This is a genomic window from Niveispirillum sp. BGYR6 (genome assembly GCF_027568365.1).
Taxonomy (GTDB): Bacteria; Pseudomonadota; Alphaproteobacteria; order Azospirillales; family Azospirillaceae; genus Niveispirillum.
Genome location: NZ_JANLNL010000001.1, coordinates 904,817 through 922,960 on the forward strand (window position 1 = coordinate 904,817; position 18,144 = coordinate 922,960).

Below are 18,144 nucleotides of genomic sequence, written 5' to 3' on the forward strand. Positions count from 1 at the left end.
CCGCCCCGGTGCGGCGGGCAAGGGCTTGGCGCTATGGCGCCACCATTATCAAAGGCAAGATCGGACATTGGGCGAACAGGCAGGGTGACGGGTTGAACCGCGCCCATCCTATGCCGCAGCGCGCCCGCCCCGCGCGCACCCCGGTACCGGCTTTATAACATTTAACCGACGGAACGATGTCGATGGTGCCGCTGCACCATTGGGAAACCACGGCTTCTATGCTACATCGCCATAACAATCATAATGCCAAAGCCTGGGAGCGGCAGGGTTGAACGGGAAGAAGCCGACCATTGACGATGTCGCCCGCCTGTCTGGCGTGGCCCGTGTCACCGTCTCCCGCGTGTTGAATGGCGGCCCCAATGTCCGCCCCGCCGTGCGCGCCAAGGTGATGGAGGCGGTGAAGGCGCTGGATTACAAGGTCAACCCACAGGCGCGCAGCCTGGCCGGCGGCGCCAGCCGTACCCTGGGCTTTGTCTTCAATTCCGATCCGGAGAGCGAGCCCAATTCCTATTACGAGGCGGCCCTGGAGCTGGGGGCGCTCAGGGCCTGTGTCACACTGGGCTATCAGCTGCTGATCCACCAGATCCCGCTGGATGCGCCGGACCAGCAGCGGCGCATCCTGGAACTGATTGATGACCAGCGCTGCGAGGGGCTGATCCTTTGCCCGCCCTTCAGCGACGATCTGGCCCTGGTGGAAACCGCCCTGGCGCGGGGCTGCAAGGTGGTGGCCGTTTCCCCCGGCCCCAGCGCCCGCACCCTGATCGACGGGGTAGGCGTGGATGATGAGGCGGCAGGATATGACCTGACCTGCGCCTTGATCCGGCTGGGCCATCGCCGCTTCGGCTTCATGGCGGGGCTGGAGGCGCATCTTTCCGCCGAACGCCGGCTGGAGGGTTTCCGCCGCGCCCTGGCCGACCATGGGCTGGGCGATGATGCCTGTCTGATCCGGCGCGGCGATTTCACCTTCCGATCCGGCACAAGATTGACGCCGGAAATGCTGGATGTCCCCAACCCACCCAGCGTGCTGGTCTGCGCCAATGATGACATGGCGGCGGGCGCCCTGGCGGCGGCCCATGCGCGCGGCCTGGATATACCGGGCGATATCGCCATCACCGGATTCGATGATGCGCCCGTTGCCTCCATCGTCTGGCCGCCGCTGACCACAGTGCACCAGCCGGTGAAGCTGCTGGGGCAGCGGGCGGTTGAACTGCTGGTCGGCCGGCTGACCGGTGCCGTGATCGATGGCCCGTTGTTCCAGCAACTGGACCATGCCCTGGTCTGCCGCCAGACCACCAAGGCGTTTTAAAAACAGCGGCGTTCAGCGCCGCGATCCGCTGTTGCAAAAACCCAACATACAACCGTCCCCTGTTCCAGGCAGCTTGACAAGCCCATGGGCTGCGCGCAGATTGGAAGCGCTTTCAATGCCGCAACGCAATGGCATTCCAAGGGTAACAATAATCAGGGCCGCTGCAACTGCGGCCCGGGGTGTGTGGGAGGAGGAGTTGATGGCGAACCGCGTTTCCAGCGGAGGCTGGACGCTGTCCGGCGTGCTGTACCGCACCGTGTCGGGCCTGGCGCTCAGCCTGGCCCTGGCGGGGGCCGCAGCCGCCCAGCAACAGGCGGGCAGCAGCGATGTGATCGACGAAATCGTCGTGACCGGCATCCGCGCTGGCATCCAGAATTCGATCAATATCAAGAAGAACGAAACCTCCATCGTGGAGGCGATTTCGGCGGAAGATATCGGCAAACTTCCCGACATCTCCATCGCCGAAAGCATTGCCCGCCTGCCCGGTCTGGCGGCCCAGCGTGTCAATGGCCGCGCCCAGGTGATCTCCATCCGTGGTCTGGCGCCCGACTTCACCACCACCTTGCTGAACGGCCGTCAGCAGGCCAGTTCTGGCGACAACCGCGCGGTGGAGTTCGACCAGTATCCGTCCGAATTGCTGTCATCGGTTGTCATCTACAAGACGCCGGATGCGCAGGTTTCCGGCATGGGCCTGTCGGGCACCGCCGACCTGCGCACCGTGCGCCCGCTGGAGTTTGGCAAGCGGGCGGCATCGGTGAATGTGCGGGGCGAGAAACTGTCCGGCGGCAAGCTGAACAGCGATGTCGGCACCTGGGGCAACCGGGCCAGCGCCTCCTATATCGATCAGTTCCTGGATGGCAAGCTGGGTGTGGCCATCGGCTATGCCCATATGGACAGCCCGTCCCAGGTAAAGCATTACAAGGCCTATGGTTACGAGGCATTCCCGGATGCCGTGCCGGATGCCGCTGCCAAAAAGGCGCTGATGCTGAACGGGCAGGAGGTGTTCGCCACCTCCCGCAACAATACCCGCGATGCCGTGATCGGCATTGTCGAGTTCCAGCCGAACGAGACGATCCACAGCACGCTGGACGTCTATTATTCCAAGTTCGAGCAGGAGGAGACGACGCGCGGCGCGCAATGGTTCTCCAATGGTTACGCGGATAAGGCCACCTTCACCAACCTGAAAACGGATACTGTCGGTGGTTCGCTGTTCGCCCGCAGCGGCACGCTGAATAATGGCGTGCCGCAACTGCGCAACGATTTCAACACGCGTAACGACAAGCTGTTCTCCATCGGGCTGAATAATGAATTCGACCTGACGGAAACCACCAAGCTGGTGGCCGATCTTTCCTATTCGCGCAACAAGCGGCGCGAACAGATCATGGAAACCTATGCCGGCTACGGCCGTGGCGTGGGGCGCGTGACGGGGGATACCCCCGATGTCGGTCGCACCTTCGACAAGATCGATTTCAACATTAATGATGACGGCTTCTCCCAGTATAAAACCGGGCTGAACTATGCCGATGCGACCAAGGTGTCGTTGGGCGACCATGCTCCCTGGGGCGGCTGGGGCCATGATGGTGCTGTCCGTTATCCGGACGTGAAGGAAGAGGTGAAGTCCGCCGAGGCCCGGCTTGATCAGGAATTTGACAGCTTCATCAACAAGCTGTCGGTCGGCATCAATTACACCAACCGTGAAAAGACCAAGCGGGTGGTGGAATATGATCTGTTCCTGAAGAACAATCAGCAGGTCTATGTCGATCCCGCCGATCTGGTGGCCCCCACCTCGCTGGGCTTTGCCGGCATGGGCGATGTGCTGAGCGTGGATATCGGCAATGTCTGGCGGAAATATTTTGATCAAACGCCGCTGGTCGATGCCAATAATTACGACAAGAATTGGGACATCTCCGAAAAGGTCACCACCTTCTTTGCCCGCGCCAATTATGGTTTTGGCGACCTGACCGGTAATGTCGGTGTGCAGGTGGTGCGGCAGCAGCAATCATCCAGCGGTGTGATTATTAATGGCACCAGTGGCAAGGTGGTTCCCACCGCCATTAGCGCCAAGGAAACCTATACCGATGTGCTGCCCAGCCTGAATGCCATCTATGATCTGGGCGATGGGCACCGTTTGCGGCTGGGCCTGTCAAAGACCATGGCGCGGCCGCGAATGGATGACATGCGCGCCAATGTCACGCCCTCCTTCAACGGCACGATCTGTAATGGCCAGACATGCGCGGCGGGCAGTACGGTCAACCCCTGGTCGGCCAGCGGTGGCAATCCCAACCTGAAGCCCTGGAAGGCCGATGCGGCCGACTTGGCCTATGAATGGTATGTGGCGCCGACGACCTATATTTCGATCGCCGGCTTCTACAAGAAGCTGAAGACCTATATCTACAACCAAACCCAACCTTTCGATTTCAGCGGCCTGCCCCTGCCGACGACGGCATCCAGCATCCCCGCCGGGGTCAAGATCAGCAATATGGGCCAGATCACCCTGCCGGCCAATGGCAATGGCGGCAATCTGAAGGGGCTGGAATTCTCCGGTGCCCTGGATTTCGGTCAATTGTATGAGCCTCTGGAAGGGTTTGGCGTGCAGGGCAGCCTGTCGCTCACCTGGTCCAGCCTGAACCCGACGGACAAGAACGATCCGGGCCAGGCCGTGCGCATTCCCGGCCTGTCCAAGACGGTCTATAACCTGACCGCCTATTATGAACGCGACGGGTTCCAGGCGCGGATCAGCCAGCGCTACCGCTCCGCCTTCAAGGGGGAGGTGGTGCAGCTCTACGCCAACCGTGGCTTCACGGAAATCCTGTCCGACAAGCAGGTGGATGCGCAGATCGGTTACACCATCCAGGAAGGCCAGTTTGAAAATCTGGGCTTCCTGTTCCAGGTGAACAATCTGACGGACAGCCCCTATCGCACCCGTGTGGGCCTGGATAGCGGCGGGACCAAGACCAGTGACGGGTCCAGCCTGCCGGAAACCTATGAGAAGTACGGGCGGGAATTCCTGTTCGGTGTCAGCTACCGCTACTGACCCCATCATCGGGCCGGCATCCCGCGCATGGGGGATGCTGGCCCCCTTCCCTCTGGCAGTTGGAAGGTTTGCCCTGTGCAGCAACAGATCAAGAAAATCCTGATCGTCGGGGGCGGGTCGGCCGGCTGGATGGTGGCCGCCCTGTTCTCCCGCCTGTTCAAACGGCTTTATGAGATCACGCTGGTGGAATCCGATGAAATCGGCACCATCGGCGTGGGCGAGGCCACCATCCCCGCCATCAAGCGGTTTAATGAATTGCTGGGGCTGGACGAGGATGACTTCCTGCGCCGCACCCAGGGCAGTTTCAAGCTGGGGATCGAGTTTCGAAACTGGCACCGGCAGGGTGACAGCTATATTCACGGGTTCGGCCCCATCGGCCAGGATCTGGGCTGGCTGCGCTGCCACCATTACTGGCTGCACCAGCAGGCCCAGGGCAAGGCACCGGATTTCGACGGGCTGGCCATTAATACCGCCGCAGCGCGGGCGGGGAAATTCATGCGGGCGCGGCCGGATTTGCCGGACTCGCCCTTGTCCCACATCGCCCATGCCTTCCATTTCGATGCCGGGCTCTACGCCCGTTATCTGCGGGAGATGGCGGAAAAGGCTGGCGTGCAGCGGCTGGAAGGCCGCATCGGGGCGGTGCATCTGCGCCCCGAGGATGGTTTCGTGCAATCGGTCACCCTGGCCGATGGGCGGGAGGTGGCGGCCGATTTCTTCATCGATTGTTCCGGCTACCGGGGCCTGATCATCGAACAGGCGCTGAAAACCGGATACGAGGATTGGCGGCACTGGCTGCCCTGTGACCGGGCGCTGGCCGTTCCCTGCGCCCGCCAGCCGGGGGAGATGACGCCTTATACCCGCGCCACCGCGCACGGGGCCGGCTGGCAATGGCGTATCCCGCTGCGCCACCGCACCGGCAACGGCCATGTCTATGCCAGCCCCTTCATGGAAGAGGCGGAGGCCGAGCGTATCCTGTTGTCCAACCTGGATGGGCCGGCCCTGGCCGATCCGTTGCGGATACAATTCACCACCGGCAAGCGCCGGCAGCTCTGGAACCGTAATTGTGTGGCGGTGGGGCTGGCCAGCGGCTTTCTGGAACCGCTGGAAAGCACCAGCCTGCACCTGATCCAATCCGCCGCCATCCGGCTGGTTCGGTTGATGCCCGATGGCCGCTTTGATCCGGCGGTGATTGCGGAATTCAACCGCCAGAGCGATTTTGAGTATGAGCGTATCCGCGACTTCATCATCCTGCATTACAAGGCCACCGCGCGGGATGACACACCGTTCTGGCGCTACTGCCGGGACATGGCGATACCGGAAACGCTGCAGCGCAAGATCGACCTGTTCGCCGCCTGCGGCCGCATCTTCCGCGAGGATGAGGAACTGTTTGCCGAGGAAAGCTGGATTCAGGTGTTCCTGGGCCAGGGCATCATCCCCCGTTCCCCCGACCCGCTGGTGCGGGTGCAGGATGATGCGGAGATTGCGGAATATCTCAGCAATATCACAAGCGTCATCGGCAAATGCGTCGCCGTGATGCCGGGCCATGCGGCCTATCTGGAGCGGATTTGTGGGGTGGGGTGAGGGATTTCCGATTGGAAAATCTTGTGCCGTTCCTCGCTAAGGATAAACACCAGTTCGCTTTCACTTCCATGCCTCCCCCGCGAAAGCGGGGGTCCAGGGTCACAGGAACAACGCTTCGGTGCCCTTGGTCCTGGACCCCCGCTTTCGCGGGGGAGGCAACAAAGGTGCGAGGGAGAAAGGGGCGCTCCTATCCCGCGTCACTCCCCCAAAAACACACCCCCACCAAAACACAAAAAACCAGCAATCCCCAACCGCCTTTTCACCCCGCCCCGGCGGGCACACCATAAGCCTTAGGGAGAGAACCATGCCCCGTTTCCGCCAGCCATCGCTGGTTGCGCGCCAGCTTTGCCTGACGACCGCCATCGCCGCCCTGCTGGCTTTCAGCCCGGCGGGTTTCGCCCAGTCCAGCAATCCCCAGCCCACCGCTGACAGCCCGCCACTGGCCGCCCGTGCCCATGACCCGATCTGGGCGCGCGCGGATGCCCTGGTGCGGCAGATGACGCTGGAGGAGAAGATCACCTATCTGCACGGGCTGTTCCCGCCGCAGGCCAAGAACCCGCCGGCGGACATGATCCCGTCCGCCGGCTATGTGCCGGGCGTGCCGCGCCTGGGCATTCCCAATCTGCGGGAAAGCGATGCCAGTCTGGGCGTGGCCAATCAGGTGGAGCAGCGCAAGGGCGACACCGCCACCGCCCTGCCGTCCGGCCTGTCGCTGGCCGCGACGTTTGAGCCGGAACTGGCCTATCAATCCGGTGCCATGATTGGCGCGGAGGCACGGGCCAAGACCTTCAACGTGCTGCTGGCCGGTGGTGTGAACCTGACCCGCGACCCCTGGGCCGGACGCAATTTTGAATATCTGGGGGAAGACCCGCTGCTGGGCGGTGTGTTGGCCGGGGAGAGCATCCGCGGTGTGCAGTCCAACAACATCATCTCCACCATCAAGCATTTCGCCCTGAATGCGCAGGAAACCGGCCGCCATGTCATGGATGCCCGCATCGGTGAAGCGGATCTCAGGGAAAGCGACCTGCTGGCCTTCCAGATCGCCATTGAACGCGGCAAGCCGGCCTCTGTCATGTGCGCCTATAACAAGGTGAATGGCGATTGGGCCTGCGAGAATGACTTCCTGCTGAACCGGGTGCTGAAGAAGGATTGGGCCTATCCCGGCTTTGTCATGTCCGACTGGGGCGCGGTACACAGCACGGTGAAGGCGGCCAATGCCGGGCTGGACCAGCAATCCGGCCAGGAACTGGACCCGCAGATCTTCTTCGGCGACGATCTGAAAAAGGCGGTGGCCGAAGGCAAGGTGAAGCCGGCCCGGCTGGATGACATGGTGCGCCGCGTACTCTATGGCGTGATCCAGACCGGGCTGATGGAAAACCCCATCCCCAGCAGCGAACAGAAGATCGATTACCCCGCCCATGCCCAGGTGGCCCAGGCGGTGGCGGAACGCGGTTCCGTGCTGTTGAAGAATGACGGCCTGCTGCCGCTGGCCAAATCGGCACGCAAGGTGGTGCTGATCGGGGCCCATGCTGATGTCGGCGTGCTGTCGGGCGGTGGTTCATCGCAGGTGCGCTCGGTCGGCGGGGCGCCGGTGGAAATCCCGCTGAATGGCGGGGAAGCCGCCTCCTTCGTGCGTGTCACCTGGCACGCCTCCTCCCCGCTGGCCGCCGTGAAGGCGATGCTGCCAGGGGCCGAGGTCACCTATGTGGATGGCAAAGACCCCGCCGCCGCCGCCAAGGCCGCCGCCGGGGCCGATGCGGTGCTGCTGTTTGCCTGGCACTGGCAGACAGAGGCGCAGGATGCCCCCTCCATCGCCCTGCCGGATGGGCAGGATGCGCTGATTGAGGCGGTGTCGGCGGCCAACCCGAAAACGGTGGTGGTGCTGGAAAGCGGTGGCCCGGTGCTGATGCCCTGGCTGGACAAGGTGAAGGCGGTGCTGGCCGCCTGGTATCCCGGTCAGCGCGGCGGGGAAGCCATCGCCCGCATCCTGTTCGGGGAGGTGAACCCGTCCGGTCGCCTGCCCATGACCTTCCCCGCCGCTGAAAACCAGGCCCCCCGCCCGTCCGCCCCCGGCTTTGCCGAACAGGCCGCCCTGGATGAGGCCGGGCGCAATGGCCAGAAGGTGGGGCGGATCAAACCCTTTGCCGTGGATTATGTTGAAGGGGCCGCGGTGGGTTACCGCTGGTACGCCGAAAAGGGGCAGAAGCCGCTGTTCCCCTTCGGCTATGGCCTGTCCTATACCAGCTTCCAATACGCCAACCTGAAGGTGGAGGGGGGCGTTCGCCTGACCGTCAGCTTTGATGTCACCAACAAGGGACAGGTGGCGGGCGCCGATACGCCGCAGCTTTACGTGCAGGCCGGTGAACGCCGGCCCATGCTGCGGCTGGCCGGGTTCAAGAAGCTGGACCTTGCCCCCGGTGAAACCCGCCGCGTCAGCCTGACGGTCGATCCGCGCGTGCTGGCCGATTATGATGTCAAGGCCGGCGGCTGGCGCTTGCCCCAGGGCAGCTATGGGCTTTATGTCGGCACCCATGCCGGCGACAAGGCCCTGACCGGGGAAGCCAAACTGGATGCATGGAAGGGCAAGCCATGAAAACCCGTATCACCATCGCCGCCACCCTGGCCCTGCTGTCGCTGCCGCAACTGGCAGCGGCGGCGGAGCCGATGCGGGCCTGGATCACCAGCGGCGACCGCCGCTTCTCGCTGACCGAACAGGCGCCGGTTAACCCCGGCGCCGCCAGCGGCCTGCCGGTGATTACGGTGGACCCGGCCCAGCGCTTTCAGACCATGGTGGGGTTTGGGGCCGCCATCACCGACAGTTCGGCCTGGCTGATCCGCACCAAACTGACGGACAGCCAGCGCCAGTCCCTGCTGGCGGAACTGTTCGGGCGGCAGGATGGCGGGCTGGGATTCAGCCTGACACGGCTCACCATTGGTGCGTCTGATTTCTCGCTCGACCATTACAGCCTGGATGATGCGCCGAATGGTGCCCCCGACCCGGACTTGGCGCATTTCTCCCTGAAGCGCCCCGCCGAACATGTTTTCCCCACGGTGCGGCAGGCGCTGTCCCTCAATGGCGACCTGAAAATCGTCGCCTCCCCCTGGAGCGCGCCGGCCTGGATGAAAACCACCGGCTCGCTGATCAAGGGGCAGTTGAAGGATGAGGCATACCCCGTCTATGCCCGCTTCTTCGCCCGCTATATTACAGAGGCCGCAGCGCAGGGCGTGCCGACCGATTACCTGACCATCCAGAACGAACCGGATTTTGAGCCGAAGGATTATCCGGGGATGCGCTGGCGGGCCGTCGATCGCGCCCGTTTCTTCGCCGACCATCTGGGGCCGGAACTGACGGCACAGGGCATCAAGACCAAGCTGCTGGACTGGGACCATAATTGGGACCAGCCGGAACAGCCGCTGACCGTCTTTGCCAACCCAAAGGCCAATGGCTATGTCAGCGGCGTGGCCTGGCATTGCTATAATGGCCAGGTGGCGGCCCAGGCCATCGTGCAGCAGGCCTACCCGGAGAAAGAGGTTTTCCTGACCGAATGTTCCGGCGGGGAATGGGCGCCCGATTATGCCGACAGTTTCGCCTGGATGATGCGCAAGCTGATCATCGGTTCCACCCGCTATGGCGCGCGTGGCGTGCTGATGTGGAATCTGGCGCTGGATGAGAAGAACCGGCCCAATGCCGGTGGCTGCGACACCTGCCGGGGCATCGTCACCATCAACAGCCAGACGGGCTCCATCACCCGCAACCAGGAATATTACGCCTTCGGCCATGCCAGCCGCTTCGTGAAGCCGGGGGCCGTGCGCATTGCCGCGCCGGCAGAGGTGGGTGACGTGGAAAGTGTCGCCTTTGAAAACCCGGACGGCAGCCGGGTACTGGTTGCCTATAACCATGGCGACAAGCCGGCCCGGTTTGTCATTGCCGATGGGGCCAAACGGTTCAAGACGCAACTGCCGCCCCGCGCGGCGGGCAGCTTCGTCTGGTGAGCAAAGTGCGGCGGTGGTCAGCTTTCCGCGGCCACCGCCCCTTCATAGAAGGCCAGCAGTTTCTGCAACAATTGCTCAGTCGGCGGCGGGGTCACATCACCCGGCTGCCCCAACTCGTCGCGCAGCAGACTATAAACCGCCAGTTCCGGCCCCCCGCGCGTCAGGTTCATGCTGGCGACGAAGGCATCCGCCCCAGCCATTAATTCGGCCGCCAACTCGCGCCGCCCCAGCCTGGCGGCGATCAGCGCCCCGCGTTCCAGCGTCCATCCGATGGAGTAGGTATATTTTTGCCGCAGCAGCAGACGCAACCCCGTCAGCGCCTCCTCTATCGCCGCCGGCAAATCGCCTTTGACCACAAGGTAAGAGGCGAGATTGGCATAGAGGGTCAGTTCCAGCGCAGGCGTGATCCCCCGTCCTTGAACCAGGATTTCACGCGCCACGGCCACCGCCCGGTCGTAATCACCGGCAGCAAACTCCACCTCTGCCATCCGCATGGCAGGAAGGGCGGGATAGAGCCCGATCCTCAGGCCGATTTCCATGGCGAGTTCCAGCGAGCTGCGGGCCTTGGTCAAGTCACCGATCAACGCAGCCGTCGTGCCGATCAATGATAGAATCGTGGATTGCAGGTTTGCCAACGCGTGACGTTCGCAAACCACCAACGCCTCTTCCCACAGGGTCAATGCAGCTTCCAGCTCTCCCTGATAACGCTTCATCCAGCCAGCGCTCATGAAGGCATTGATGAACCAGCGGGGCTGCTGATGCTGGATAGGGCGCAACGCCGCGATGGCCGCGGGGAATTCTTCGCGCATGAACCAGGGGCGCTGCTGGTGATGGGGCAGCTGCAGCGGTATCCCCTCCCCATATAGCAACAAGCCGATAATGCCACGCAAGGCGGGGGGCGTATCCGCGTCACAGGCATCCCAGGCACGCACCAGGTAACGGGCCGCTTCCGTATAAAGGCCGCGCACGTTCCAGACCCGGATCATTGCAACCACCAGCTCCTGCCCGCGTTGAATGTCCTGCCCTCCCAGCGCCCAATCCAGGATGGCGCGCACATCGGCAATATCGACATCCAGCTTGGCCGCGATCACCCCCACCTGCTCCGACTGGACATGATATTCTTCCAGCACGTCTGGCAACCAGCCCAACAGGGCATGGTTCAGCCTCTCCCGTTCAATCCGGCCGGGATCGCGGGCGATAATATATTGGCGGATGGTTTCCAGCAGGCGCAGCCCGGCCCCTTGCGTCTGCAATGGTCCCGCCACCAGGGAACGGGAAACCAGACCAGCCACCAGCCCCGGCACCATGGCCGGCGTCAGCGGCGCGGCCCCGCAGACCGCCACCGCCCCCGCCACCGGCCAGGAACCGCTGAACACGGCCAGCCGCGACAGCAGCAGCCTTTCATCATCGGACAGCAGATCAAAGCTCCAGTCCAGCATATGGGCCAGACTGTCATGGCGGTAATGGAACGTGCCCGCCAGCGGCAGGTTCTGCAGCCGCCCTGCCAGGGCCGCCGAGACATCCGCCACCGGACAATCGCGCAACTGCGCGGCCAGCAGCACCAGGGCCAAAGGCAGCCCGTCCAACTGGCGGCAAAGCTTGGCCAGGGCTGGCATCTGGTCATCCGCCAGGGGGGGCCAGCCCGCCTGGGCATGGTTACGCAGCACCAGCGCCACGGCGGGATAAGACCGGATGGCCGCCGCCTCCCCCTCCTCCGCCGGCGGACAGGCCAGGGGGCAGAGGTTCAGCAGCAATTCACCGCTGATATTCAACGGCTCCCGGCTGGTCAACAACAGGTGCAGATCAGGGCAGGTGCCCAGCAGGTTTTCTGCGAACTCCCCCACCTCATCCAGCAGATGTTCGGCATTGTCCAGCAACAGCAGGGTGGGCTGGCCGGCCAACGCCGCCCGGATGGCGTCCACGACATCGGCCTTCAACAGGCGGATGGACAGGGCTGCCGCCGTCACCACGGGCACCAGCCCCGGCTGGCGCACCGGCGCCAGTTCCACATGCACCACCCGCAGCCCCTCACACGCGGCCGCCCCCGCCAGGGCCAGACAGGTTTTGCCCACCCCGCCAGGGCCGATGATGCTGACCAGCCGCGACCGGGCCAGCAATTCGCGCAGGCGCCCTAGGTCACCATCACGCCCAACCAGTTCTTCCGCCGGGGCCTCATCAGCAGGGGCCGGTACCGGGGCCAGCGACAGGGTGAGGCGATAGCCGATACCGGGCACATTTTCCACCGCCCCGTCACCCAGCGCCTTGCGCAAAGCCCGGACCTGGACCCGCAAATTGCCGGCGCTGACCGACAGCCCCGGCCAGACCAGGGCCGTCAGTTCATCCGCCGACAAGGCCTCGCCGCTGGCGCCTGCCAAGGCCAGCAACAGGTCAAAGGCACGGTCGCCCAAGGCGACCACATCGCCATTGCGCAAAAGGCGGCGCCGACCGGTATCCAGCAGGTAATGGTCAGGCTTCTCGAAAGGCATACTCATACTCGGCTGGGCAACGGGGCCTGTGATGGCTTGGCTCTAGCTTATGACACATTCCAGCGAGACTGATTTTATGTCTTTTAACACGCCGAATTTCTTTTTCCGCTGAATAGTTCCGCTGTCGATCAGGGGTGGAGCAACGGGCTTCCACCCTCCGGCAGACAGCAACCAGCACAAAGGCGGAGAATGGCCATGGGTACGATCACCACCGATGATGGCACGCAGCTCTATTACAAGGATTGGGGCAGCGGGCGCCCCGTTGTGTTCAGCCATGGTTGGCCGCTGAACGCGGATAGCTGGGAGGCGCAGATGTTGCATCTGGCCTCCAACGGTCTGCGCACCATCGCCCATGACCGGCGCGGCCATGGCCGTTCCAGCCAGCCCTGGCACGGCCATGACATGGATACCTATGCCGACGATCTGGCCCAGGTGCTGGAAGCGCTGGATGTGCGTGATGCGGTGCTGGTCGGCTTTTCCACCGGTGGCGGCGAGGTCACCCGCTATATCGCCCGCCATGGCCGCGCCCGCGTGTCCAAGGTGGCGCTGGTGGGGGCTGTGCCGCCGCTGATGCTGAAGACGGATGCCAACCCGGCCGGCACCCCGATGGAGGTGTTCGATGGCCTGCGCACCGCCAGCTTGGCCGACCGGTCGCAGCTTTACAAGGATATCGCCAGCGGCCCCTTCTTCGGCTTCAACCTGCCCGGCGCCAAGCCGTCGCAGGGCATGATGGACAGTTTCTGGATGCAGGGGATGATGGCCAGCCACAAGGCGACCTATGACTGTATCAAGGCCTTCTCTGAAACCGACTTCACGGAAGACCTGAAGAAGTTCGACGGGCTGCCCACCCTGGTCATCCATGGCGATGCCGATCAGGTGGTGCCCATCGACGCCGCGGGCCGGGCGGTGAAGAAGCTGCTGCCCCATGCGGAACTGAAGGTTTACGAAGGCGGGCCGCACGGGGTAACCGACACGCACAAGGATCGGCTGAGTGCCGACCTGCTGGCCTTCGCTTCCAATTAAGGTTAACGTTGAGGTTGCGTCATCCGACCGGGTGCCGCAACCTCAATCGGGCAGATGGGGGATGGGATGCTGCCGGAAACGGGGGATGGATTGCCGGGGGCCGCTGCCGCGGAAATCCCGATTGGGGCCTTTCGCTTCCATCCGGCCAATGGCCGGCTGACCTGCCGCAGCGGCGTGCCCGTGCCGCTGGGGCGCCGCGCGACCAGTCTGCTGGCCATTCTGGCAGAAAATATCGGGCGCGATGTTTCCCCCGCCCAATTGCTGGACCGGGTATGGCCGGGCCAGATCGTTGATCCCGCCAATGTGGCGGTCCAGATTTCCGGCTTACGCGCCGCCATCGGTGACAGCAACGCTTCCATCATCCTCACCGTGCATGGCCGTGGCTATCGGCTGGCCATGCCGGCAACCGGTGCGGCCCGCCCCATCGGCAATATCCCGCATATGCTGGGGGCGCTGACCGGGCGGGAAGTGGAACTGGGCAATGTGCTGAAACGGGTCCGACGCGACCGGCTGCTGTTGATTTCCGGTCTGTCCGGCACCGGCAAGACCCGGCTGGCCTGTGCCGCGGCCCGGTTGCTGGCGGATGATTTCGGTGATGGGCAATGGCTGGTACCACTGTCCGGATTGGCCATTGCCGACGCCGACGCGCTGGCCAGCCGTATCGGCATGGCCCTGGCCTTGGGTGGCAGTGCTGGCCCGGTACCGGCCTTGCTGGAGCGGATCCATAACCGTGCCTGTCTGCTGTTGCTGGACGGGGCGGAACTGCTGGGCGATGGCGCGCTGGATTTCATCCGCCGCCTGCTGGAGGCCTGCCCGCAGGCGGCGGTGCTGATCACCTCTCACGTTGCCCATCGCCGGTTGCGGCCCTGCTGCGTGCGCCTGTCACCGCTTGGCGTATCGGCGGCCGACGCCGCCCAGCCCAACGGCGCCAACGCCCTGTTTGTGGAAGCGGCCAGCGCCGCCGGGCTGAATTTCCAGCCTGACAGCGGGGTGGCAGACGCCATCGCCAATATCTGTCGCCATCTGGGCGGGGTGCCGCTGGGGGTGGAAATCGCCGCCCGCGCCAGCGGTCTGCTGGGGTTGAATGCCACCGAACAGGCCAGCCGCGACCCGATGCGCGCCCTGCCCGGTATGCGCCGGCCCGGCCCGGCGCGGCACCAGTCGCTGGGCGCCGCCATGGGCTGGGCCTTCAATCTGTTGAGCGGAACAGAAAGGCGGGCCTTACGCCTGCTGTCCGACCTGGATGATGAATTCAGCCAGGAGGAGGCCGATCAGGCCCTGTACAGCGACAGCACCATGCCGCTGGCCAGCGGGCTTGCCACCCTGCAGGAAAAATCCATGCTGGAACGGGCGGGCGACGGGTTCAGCCTGAACCCGCTGGTGCGCGCCTTCGCCCAGGGGCTGCGCGCGCCGTCATGACGCGGGCCGTCCCTGTCGCCCTTGCCGTACTGGCGCTTGCCCTGGCCGGCCCGGCGACGGGGGCAGATATTCTGCGCATCGGCATCGGGCCGGAGCCGGAAACGCTGGACCCGCATCGCGGCCTGACCCTGGGGGCCGGGCGGGTATTGCAGGAACTGTGCGAAGGGCTGCTGACCCGCGATGGATCGGGCCGCACGGTGCCGGGCGTGGCGGAGCGCTGGGAACAGAGCGCCGATGGGCTGACCTGGACCTTCCATCTGCGCCGTGATGCAAGCTGGTGGAATGGCGACCGGCTGACCGCAGATGATTTCGTGCGCGGCTGGCGCCGGGCGGTGGACCCGGCCACGGCATCGGGCATCGCCGATCTGTTGGACGGGGTGGCGAATGCCACCGCCATCCGCCAGGGCCAGCTGCCACCGGAACAGCTGGGCATCCAGGCCCTGGATGCCGACAGGCTGGAAGTGCGGCTGGCGCGTCCATCGGCCGATTTCGACATGGTGCTGGCCCACCGCATCACCCTGCCGGTGCATGGGCCGACCCTGGAAAAGGCGGGGAATGGTTTCGCCGCCGCGGACAGGCTGGTCTGCAATGGCCCCTACCGGCTGGCCGGGCATCAGCTGCACAGCGCCTATCATCTGGTCCGTAACGATTATTACCGCACACCACCCGCCATGACAGCGGTGGAACTGGTGGTCAGCGACGGGCCGGAAATGGAACTGAACCTGTTCCGTACCGGCGCCCTGCACGTCACCAGCAGCCTGCCCGGGGCCATGGTGGGTTGGGCGCGACAGGAAATGCCCGGGAGCCTGCATATCCATCCCTGGACCATGCTGACCTATCTGCGCGCCAACCAGAACGGGCCGGCATGGCGGGATAATCCGGCCTTTCTGACCGCCCTGGCGCTGGCGCTCGACCGCGACCAGCTGACCGCCCCCAGCCAGGGCCGCGCCATCCCGGCCCATGGGCTGGTACCGCCTGGCCTGTGGCGGGAAAGCGGACAGGCGGCCGCCGACATTCCGGCCAACACGGCCCGCCAGCAGGCCGCCCGCGATGCGCTGACCCGTGCCGGCTATGGCCCCAGCCGGCCGCCGCCGAAAGTGGAAATCCTGCACGCAGCAACCGAGCCGGTGCGCCAGCGCGTGGTGGCAATTGCCGCACAATGGAAGCAGGTTTTGGGGGTGGAAACCGAACTGGTCGGCCAGGAAAGCCGCATCGTTACCCAACGGGGCGCCAGTGGTAATTTCAACGGCTTTGTGCTGAATACCTGGATTTCCTACGCCCCGTCTTACGCGCTGGCCGCCTTTCTGCCGCCCGGCACGGTATTGCCGGCCGATGAGCCGGGGTTGCGGGCGCTGGAACGGCAAATCCTGGAGAGCGGCCGCATCATCCCGATCAGTTTCGGCAGTTCCCAGCGGCTGGTATCGCCCGCCCTGCGCGGCTGGCAGGATAATGTCTATGACATCCACCCTGTCAGCCAGCTGTCACTTGCGGGGGATTGACGGACGAGACCATGGAACCTGACCATTATCCCCCCTGAAACGGCGGACATGGCTGGGCCTGCCGCGTCATGTGCAAGGGCATGGCGGTTGGGTCGGTTACACCATAACCCAGCCGCTCATAGATCAGTCGGGCGGGGTTGGTCGGTTCCACATAAAGACTCGTCGTCAGCCCCTGCCGGTCGGTTACGTCCAGCCAAGCCTGCAGCATCAGGCGCCCCGGGAACCCCGTTCGTTGACCTGGCAGGACCGCGATATCCACTATATGCGCATTCCCGTCCAGTACAGCCATCCAGCAGAAGGCGCCGATCATCAGGCCATCTGCACGCGTCAGGATCAGTTCGGTGAAACCGGGATAGTCGCTGGTATAGGCTCGCCGACGCAGAGCGAATTGCTGGGAGGCTAGCATGGCGGTCACCCGGTCCGCGATTTCCGGACCAACGATGCGGGCATGGGATTCCCGCATACACTCTGTGAACAGGCTTTGCAGCCAGTCCAGGTCCGCCTGCCCCGCCAGCCGGGCCGCAAACGCGGTACCGGCGCGGACGGCGAAGGCATCAATCAGCGCAGTGGCTGGTACCGACTGAACCGTCATGGCATCCCCCAGCTCCTGCCCTATCAGCAGAAAATAACCTGATAATAGCGCGCGCCGGGATGGTCGGGGTCCATCAGGTCCATGGTGGGTACCACGTTAACCCCCTCAATCGTTCCGACAATGGGGTGGCTCAGATTGTAAGTGCCTTCGTTGGCTATCTTGTCAGATGGCCCCCGAAATATCAGCAGGAACGGCATGCGCTGGACAAGGGCGATCTTGGTCCGATGCATTGGGTTCGCCTTCACCAAGGTTAATTCGAGATATCCGCCGCCGCCATCTTCCAGGACCCATTTTTTGTCGAGGTGGGGGAAAAACATATCCCTCGTTACGATGTCGAGCATGTGCAGCCATTCTATCCAGATGAAAAAAGGCCGGTCCTGTTCAGGGGACCGGCCTGCTTCGGTTCAGTCGCGCGATGGGAAGATGCCATCGACAACGATCAGGTACGTCAATCCCAAGCTGGGCTGCGTGACGTTGATGGAGTAAGCACCAGCCGAGCTGACCACGACAGCCTGACCGGCCCCCGTCGCGCCCACGGTGACGGTACCACCCGTAACCGTAGTGATACTGCCAGTCAAGGCACCGACACTGCCAGATACGGCGGCAGGAAACGGCTTCAGCGTCGTCGTCGTGGCCGCCGTGCTGTAAACCTGCGTATTATAGGTGGTTGGACCGTTTTTCGTGAAGGCGTTGGCCAGGGCCATAGCAGCATTCGGCTGCTGCGTCGTGGTGCTTGCGGTCGCATTGTCCACAACCGGGATGGCCACGTTAGCGGACAGGGTCGAGGCCCCTTGGCCCATGGTCACCGTCTGGCTTCCGGTGGTGGGCGAGAATACAGCCGTATGAGTGTGTTGTGGCAAATTATTAATCCCAAGGGTGAATGCCCCCTGGCTGTTAATGACGCCGCCAACAGCGGGGCTGCCGGCAGTATGCCCCAACTGCAATACGGGCAACGCGCCATTGCTTGTATTCACACCAACGATGGTGCGCCCCCGCAAATCAGGAAGCATAAAAGTACTTGAACCATTACCCCCATAGATTGTTCCCATAATTGCAAAAAGGGCATTGTATTGCTGAATGGCAAGAGTCTGACCTTGACAAGTCATAAAACCCCGGGGCGTGAAATTCCCGGCCCACGGCACGATCGAGCCCATCATATATTCCATCTGTGTCCATCCTTCTGAAACAGGCCACAATAGAGACAGGCAGGG

At 63.8% G+C, this 18,144-nt stretch carries 12 protein-coding genes; 8 read left to right on the forward strand and 4 right to left on the reverse strand.

The genetic code is table 11. The features are described from left to right. The first annotated feature begins 268 nt into the window (after window positions 1-268). From PCJ49_RS03850 to PCJ49_RS03870, 5 genes are all read left to right on the forward strand, one after another. Window positions 269-1,306, forward strand: coding sequence for a LacI family DNA-binding transcriptional regulator (locus PCJ49_RS03850; RefSeq protein WP_269909793.1), 1,038 nt, complete (start codon window positions 269-271; stop codon window positions 1,304-1,306). Between the two features lie 199 nt (window positions 1,307-1,505). Further along, a complete protein-coding gene (locus PCJ49_RS03855; RefSeq protein ID WP_269909794.1) occupies window positions 1,506-4,340 on the forward strand; it encodes a TonB-dependent receptor in 2,835 nt (944 codons plus the stop codon). A 75-nt stretch (window positions 4,341-4,415) separates the two neighbouring features. After that, window positions 4,416-5,921, forward strand: a complete 1,506-nt coding sequence (locus PCJ49_RS03860) for a tryptophan halogenase family protein (protein WP_269909795.1) — start codon at window positions 4,416-4,418, stop codon at window positions 5,919-5,921. A 304-nt stretch (window positions 5,922-6,225) separates the two neighbouring features. Then, window positions 6,226-8,514: a glycoside hydrolase family 3 protein gene (locus PCJ49_RS03865; RefSeq protein WP_269909796.1), complete on the forward strand. Its 2,289-nt coding sequence runs from the start codon at window positions 6,226-6,228 to the stop codon at window positions 8,512-8,514. After that, window positions 8,511-9,914 carry a glycoside hydrolase family 30 beta sandwich domain-containing protein gene (locus PCJ49_RS03870; protein ID WP_269909797.1) on the forward strand — a complete coding sequence of 468 codons (1,404 nt, stop codon included), beginning with the start codon at window positions 8,511-8,513 and terminating at the stop codon, window positions 9,912-9,914. The genes PCJ49_RS03865 and PCJ49_RS03870 overlap by 4 nt, the downstream gene beginning before the upstream one ends. A 17-nt stretch (window positions 9,915-9,931) precedes the next feature. On the opposite strand, the gene PCJ49_RS03875 is transcribed toward PCJ49_RS03870, so the two are convergent. Then, window positions 9,932-12,400 carry a winged helix-turn-helix domain-containing protein gene (locus tag PCJ49_RS03875; protein WP_269909798.1) on the reverse strand — a complete coding sequence of 823 codons (2,469 nt, stop codon included), beginning with the start codon at window positions 12,398-12,400 and terminating at the stop codon, window positions 9,932-9,934. A 195-nt stretch (window positions 12,401-12,595) separates the two neighbouring features. Between PCJ49_RS03875 and PCJ49_RS03880 the strand changes: the two genes are divergently transcribed. From PCJ49_RS03880 to PCJ49_RS03890, 3 genes are all read left to right on the forward strand, one after another. Then, window positions 12,596-13,423, forward strand: a complete 828-nt coding sequence (locus PCJ49_RS03880; protein WP_089290208.1) for an alpha/beta hydrolase — start codon at window positions 12,596-12,598, stop codon at window positions 13,421-13,423. A gap of 66 nt (window positions 13,424-13,489) precedes the next feature. Further along, window positions 13,490-14,842 (forward strand): winged helix-turn-helix domain-containing protein, encoded by a 1,353-nt coding sequence (locus PCJ49_RS03885; RefSeq protein ID WP_269909799.1) that lies wholly within the window; start codon window positions 13,490-13,492, stop codon window positions 14,840-14,842. Next, complete coding sequence (locus PCJ49_RS03890) at window positions 14,839-16,341, forward strand: peptide ABC transporter substrate-binding protein (protein ID WP_269909800.1); 1,503 nt, start codon at window positions 14,839-14,841, stop codon at window positions 16,339-16,341. The genes PCJ49_RS03885 and PCJ49_RS03890 overlap by 4 nt, the downstream gene beginning before the upstream one ends. A 25-nt stretch (window positions 16,342-16,366) precedes the next feature. On the opposite strand, the gene PCJ49_RS03895 is transcribed toward PCJ49_RS03890, so the two are convergent. From PCJ49_RS03895 to PCJ49_RS03905, 3 genes are all read right to left on the reverse strand, one after another. Then, window positions 16,367-16,933 (reverse strand): GNAT family N-acetyltransferase, encoded by a 567-nt coding sequence (locus PCJ49_RS03895; protein ID WP_269909801.1) that lies wholly within the window; start codon window positions 16,931-16,933, stop codon window positions 16,367-16,369. Between the two features lie 23 nt (window positions 16,934-16,956). Further along, the gene (locus PCJ49_RS03900; protein ID WP_269909802.1) at window positions 16,957-17,274 is read right to left on the reverse strand and encodes a hypothetical protein; all 318 of its coding nucleotides are present in this window, start codon (window positions 17,272-17,274) and stop codon (window positions 16,957-16,959) included. A gap of 63 nt (window positions 17,275-17,337) precedes the next feature. Next, window positions 17,338-18,099: a tail fiber protein gene (locus tag PCJ49_RS03905; RefSeq protein WP_269909803.1), complete on the reverse strand. Its 762-nt coding sequence runs from the start codon at window positions 18,097-18,099 to the stop codon at window positions 17,338-17,340. Between the last annotated feature and the right edge of the window lie 45 nt (window positions 18,100-18,144).

Coding starts and splice junctions, on each gene's coding strand:
- PCJ49_RS03870 (WP_269909797.1), top strand. CDS start 8,511: ATGAAAACCCGTATCACCATCGCCGCCACCCTGGCCCTGCTGTCGCTG.
- PCJ49_RS03895 (WP_269909801.1), bottom strand. CDS start 16,933: ATGACGGTTCAGTCGGTACCAGCCACTGCGCTGATTGATGCCTTCGCC.
- PCJ49_RS03885 (WP_269909799.1), top strand. CDS start 13,490: ATGCTGCCGGAAACGGGGGATGGATTGCCGGGGGCCGCTGCCGCGGAA.
- PCJ49_RS03875 (WP_269909798.1), bottom strand. CDS start 12,400: ATGCCTTTCGAGAAGCCTGACCATTACCTGCTGGATACCGGTCGGCGC.
- PCJ49_RS03855 (WP_269909794.1), top strand. CDS start 1,506: ATGGCGAACCGCGTTTCCAGCGGAGGCTGGACGCTGTCCGGCGTGCTG.
- PCJ49_RS03900 (WP_269909802.1), bottom strand. CDS start 17,274: ATGCTCGACATCGTAACGAGGGATATGTTTTTCCCCCACCTCGACAAA.
- PCJ49_RS03865 (WP_269909796.1), top strand. CDS start 6,226: ATGCCCCGTTTCCGCCAGCCATCGCTGGTTGCGCGCCAGCTTTGCCTG.
- PCJ49_RS03890 (WP_269909800.1), top strand. CDS start 14,839: ATGACGCGGGCCGTCCCTGTCGCCCTTGCCGTACTGGCGCTTGCCCTG.
- PCJ49_RS03905 (WP_269909803.1), bottom strand. CDS start 18,099: ATGGAATATATGATGGGCTCGATCGTGCCGTGGGCCGGGAATTTCACG.
- PCJ49_RS03880 (WP_089290208.1), top strand. CDS start 12,596: ATGGGTACGATCACCACCGATGATGGCACGCAGCTCTATTACAAGGAT.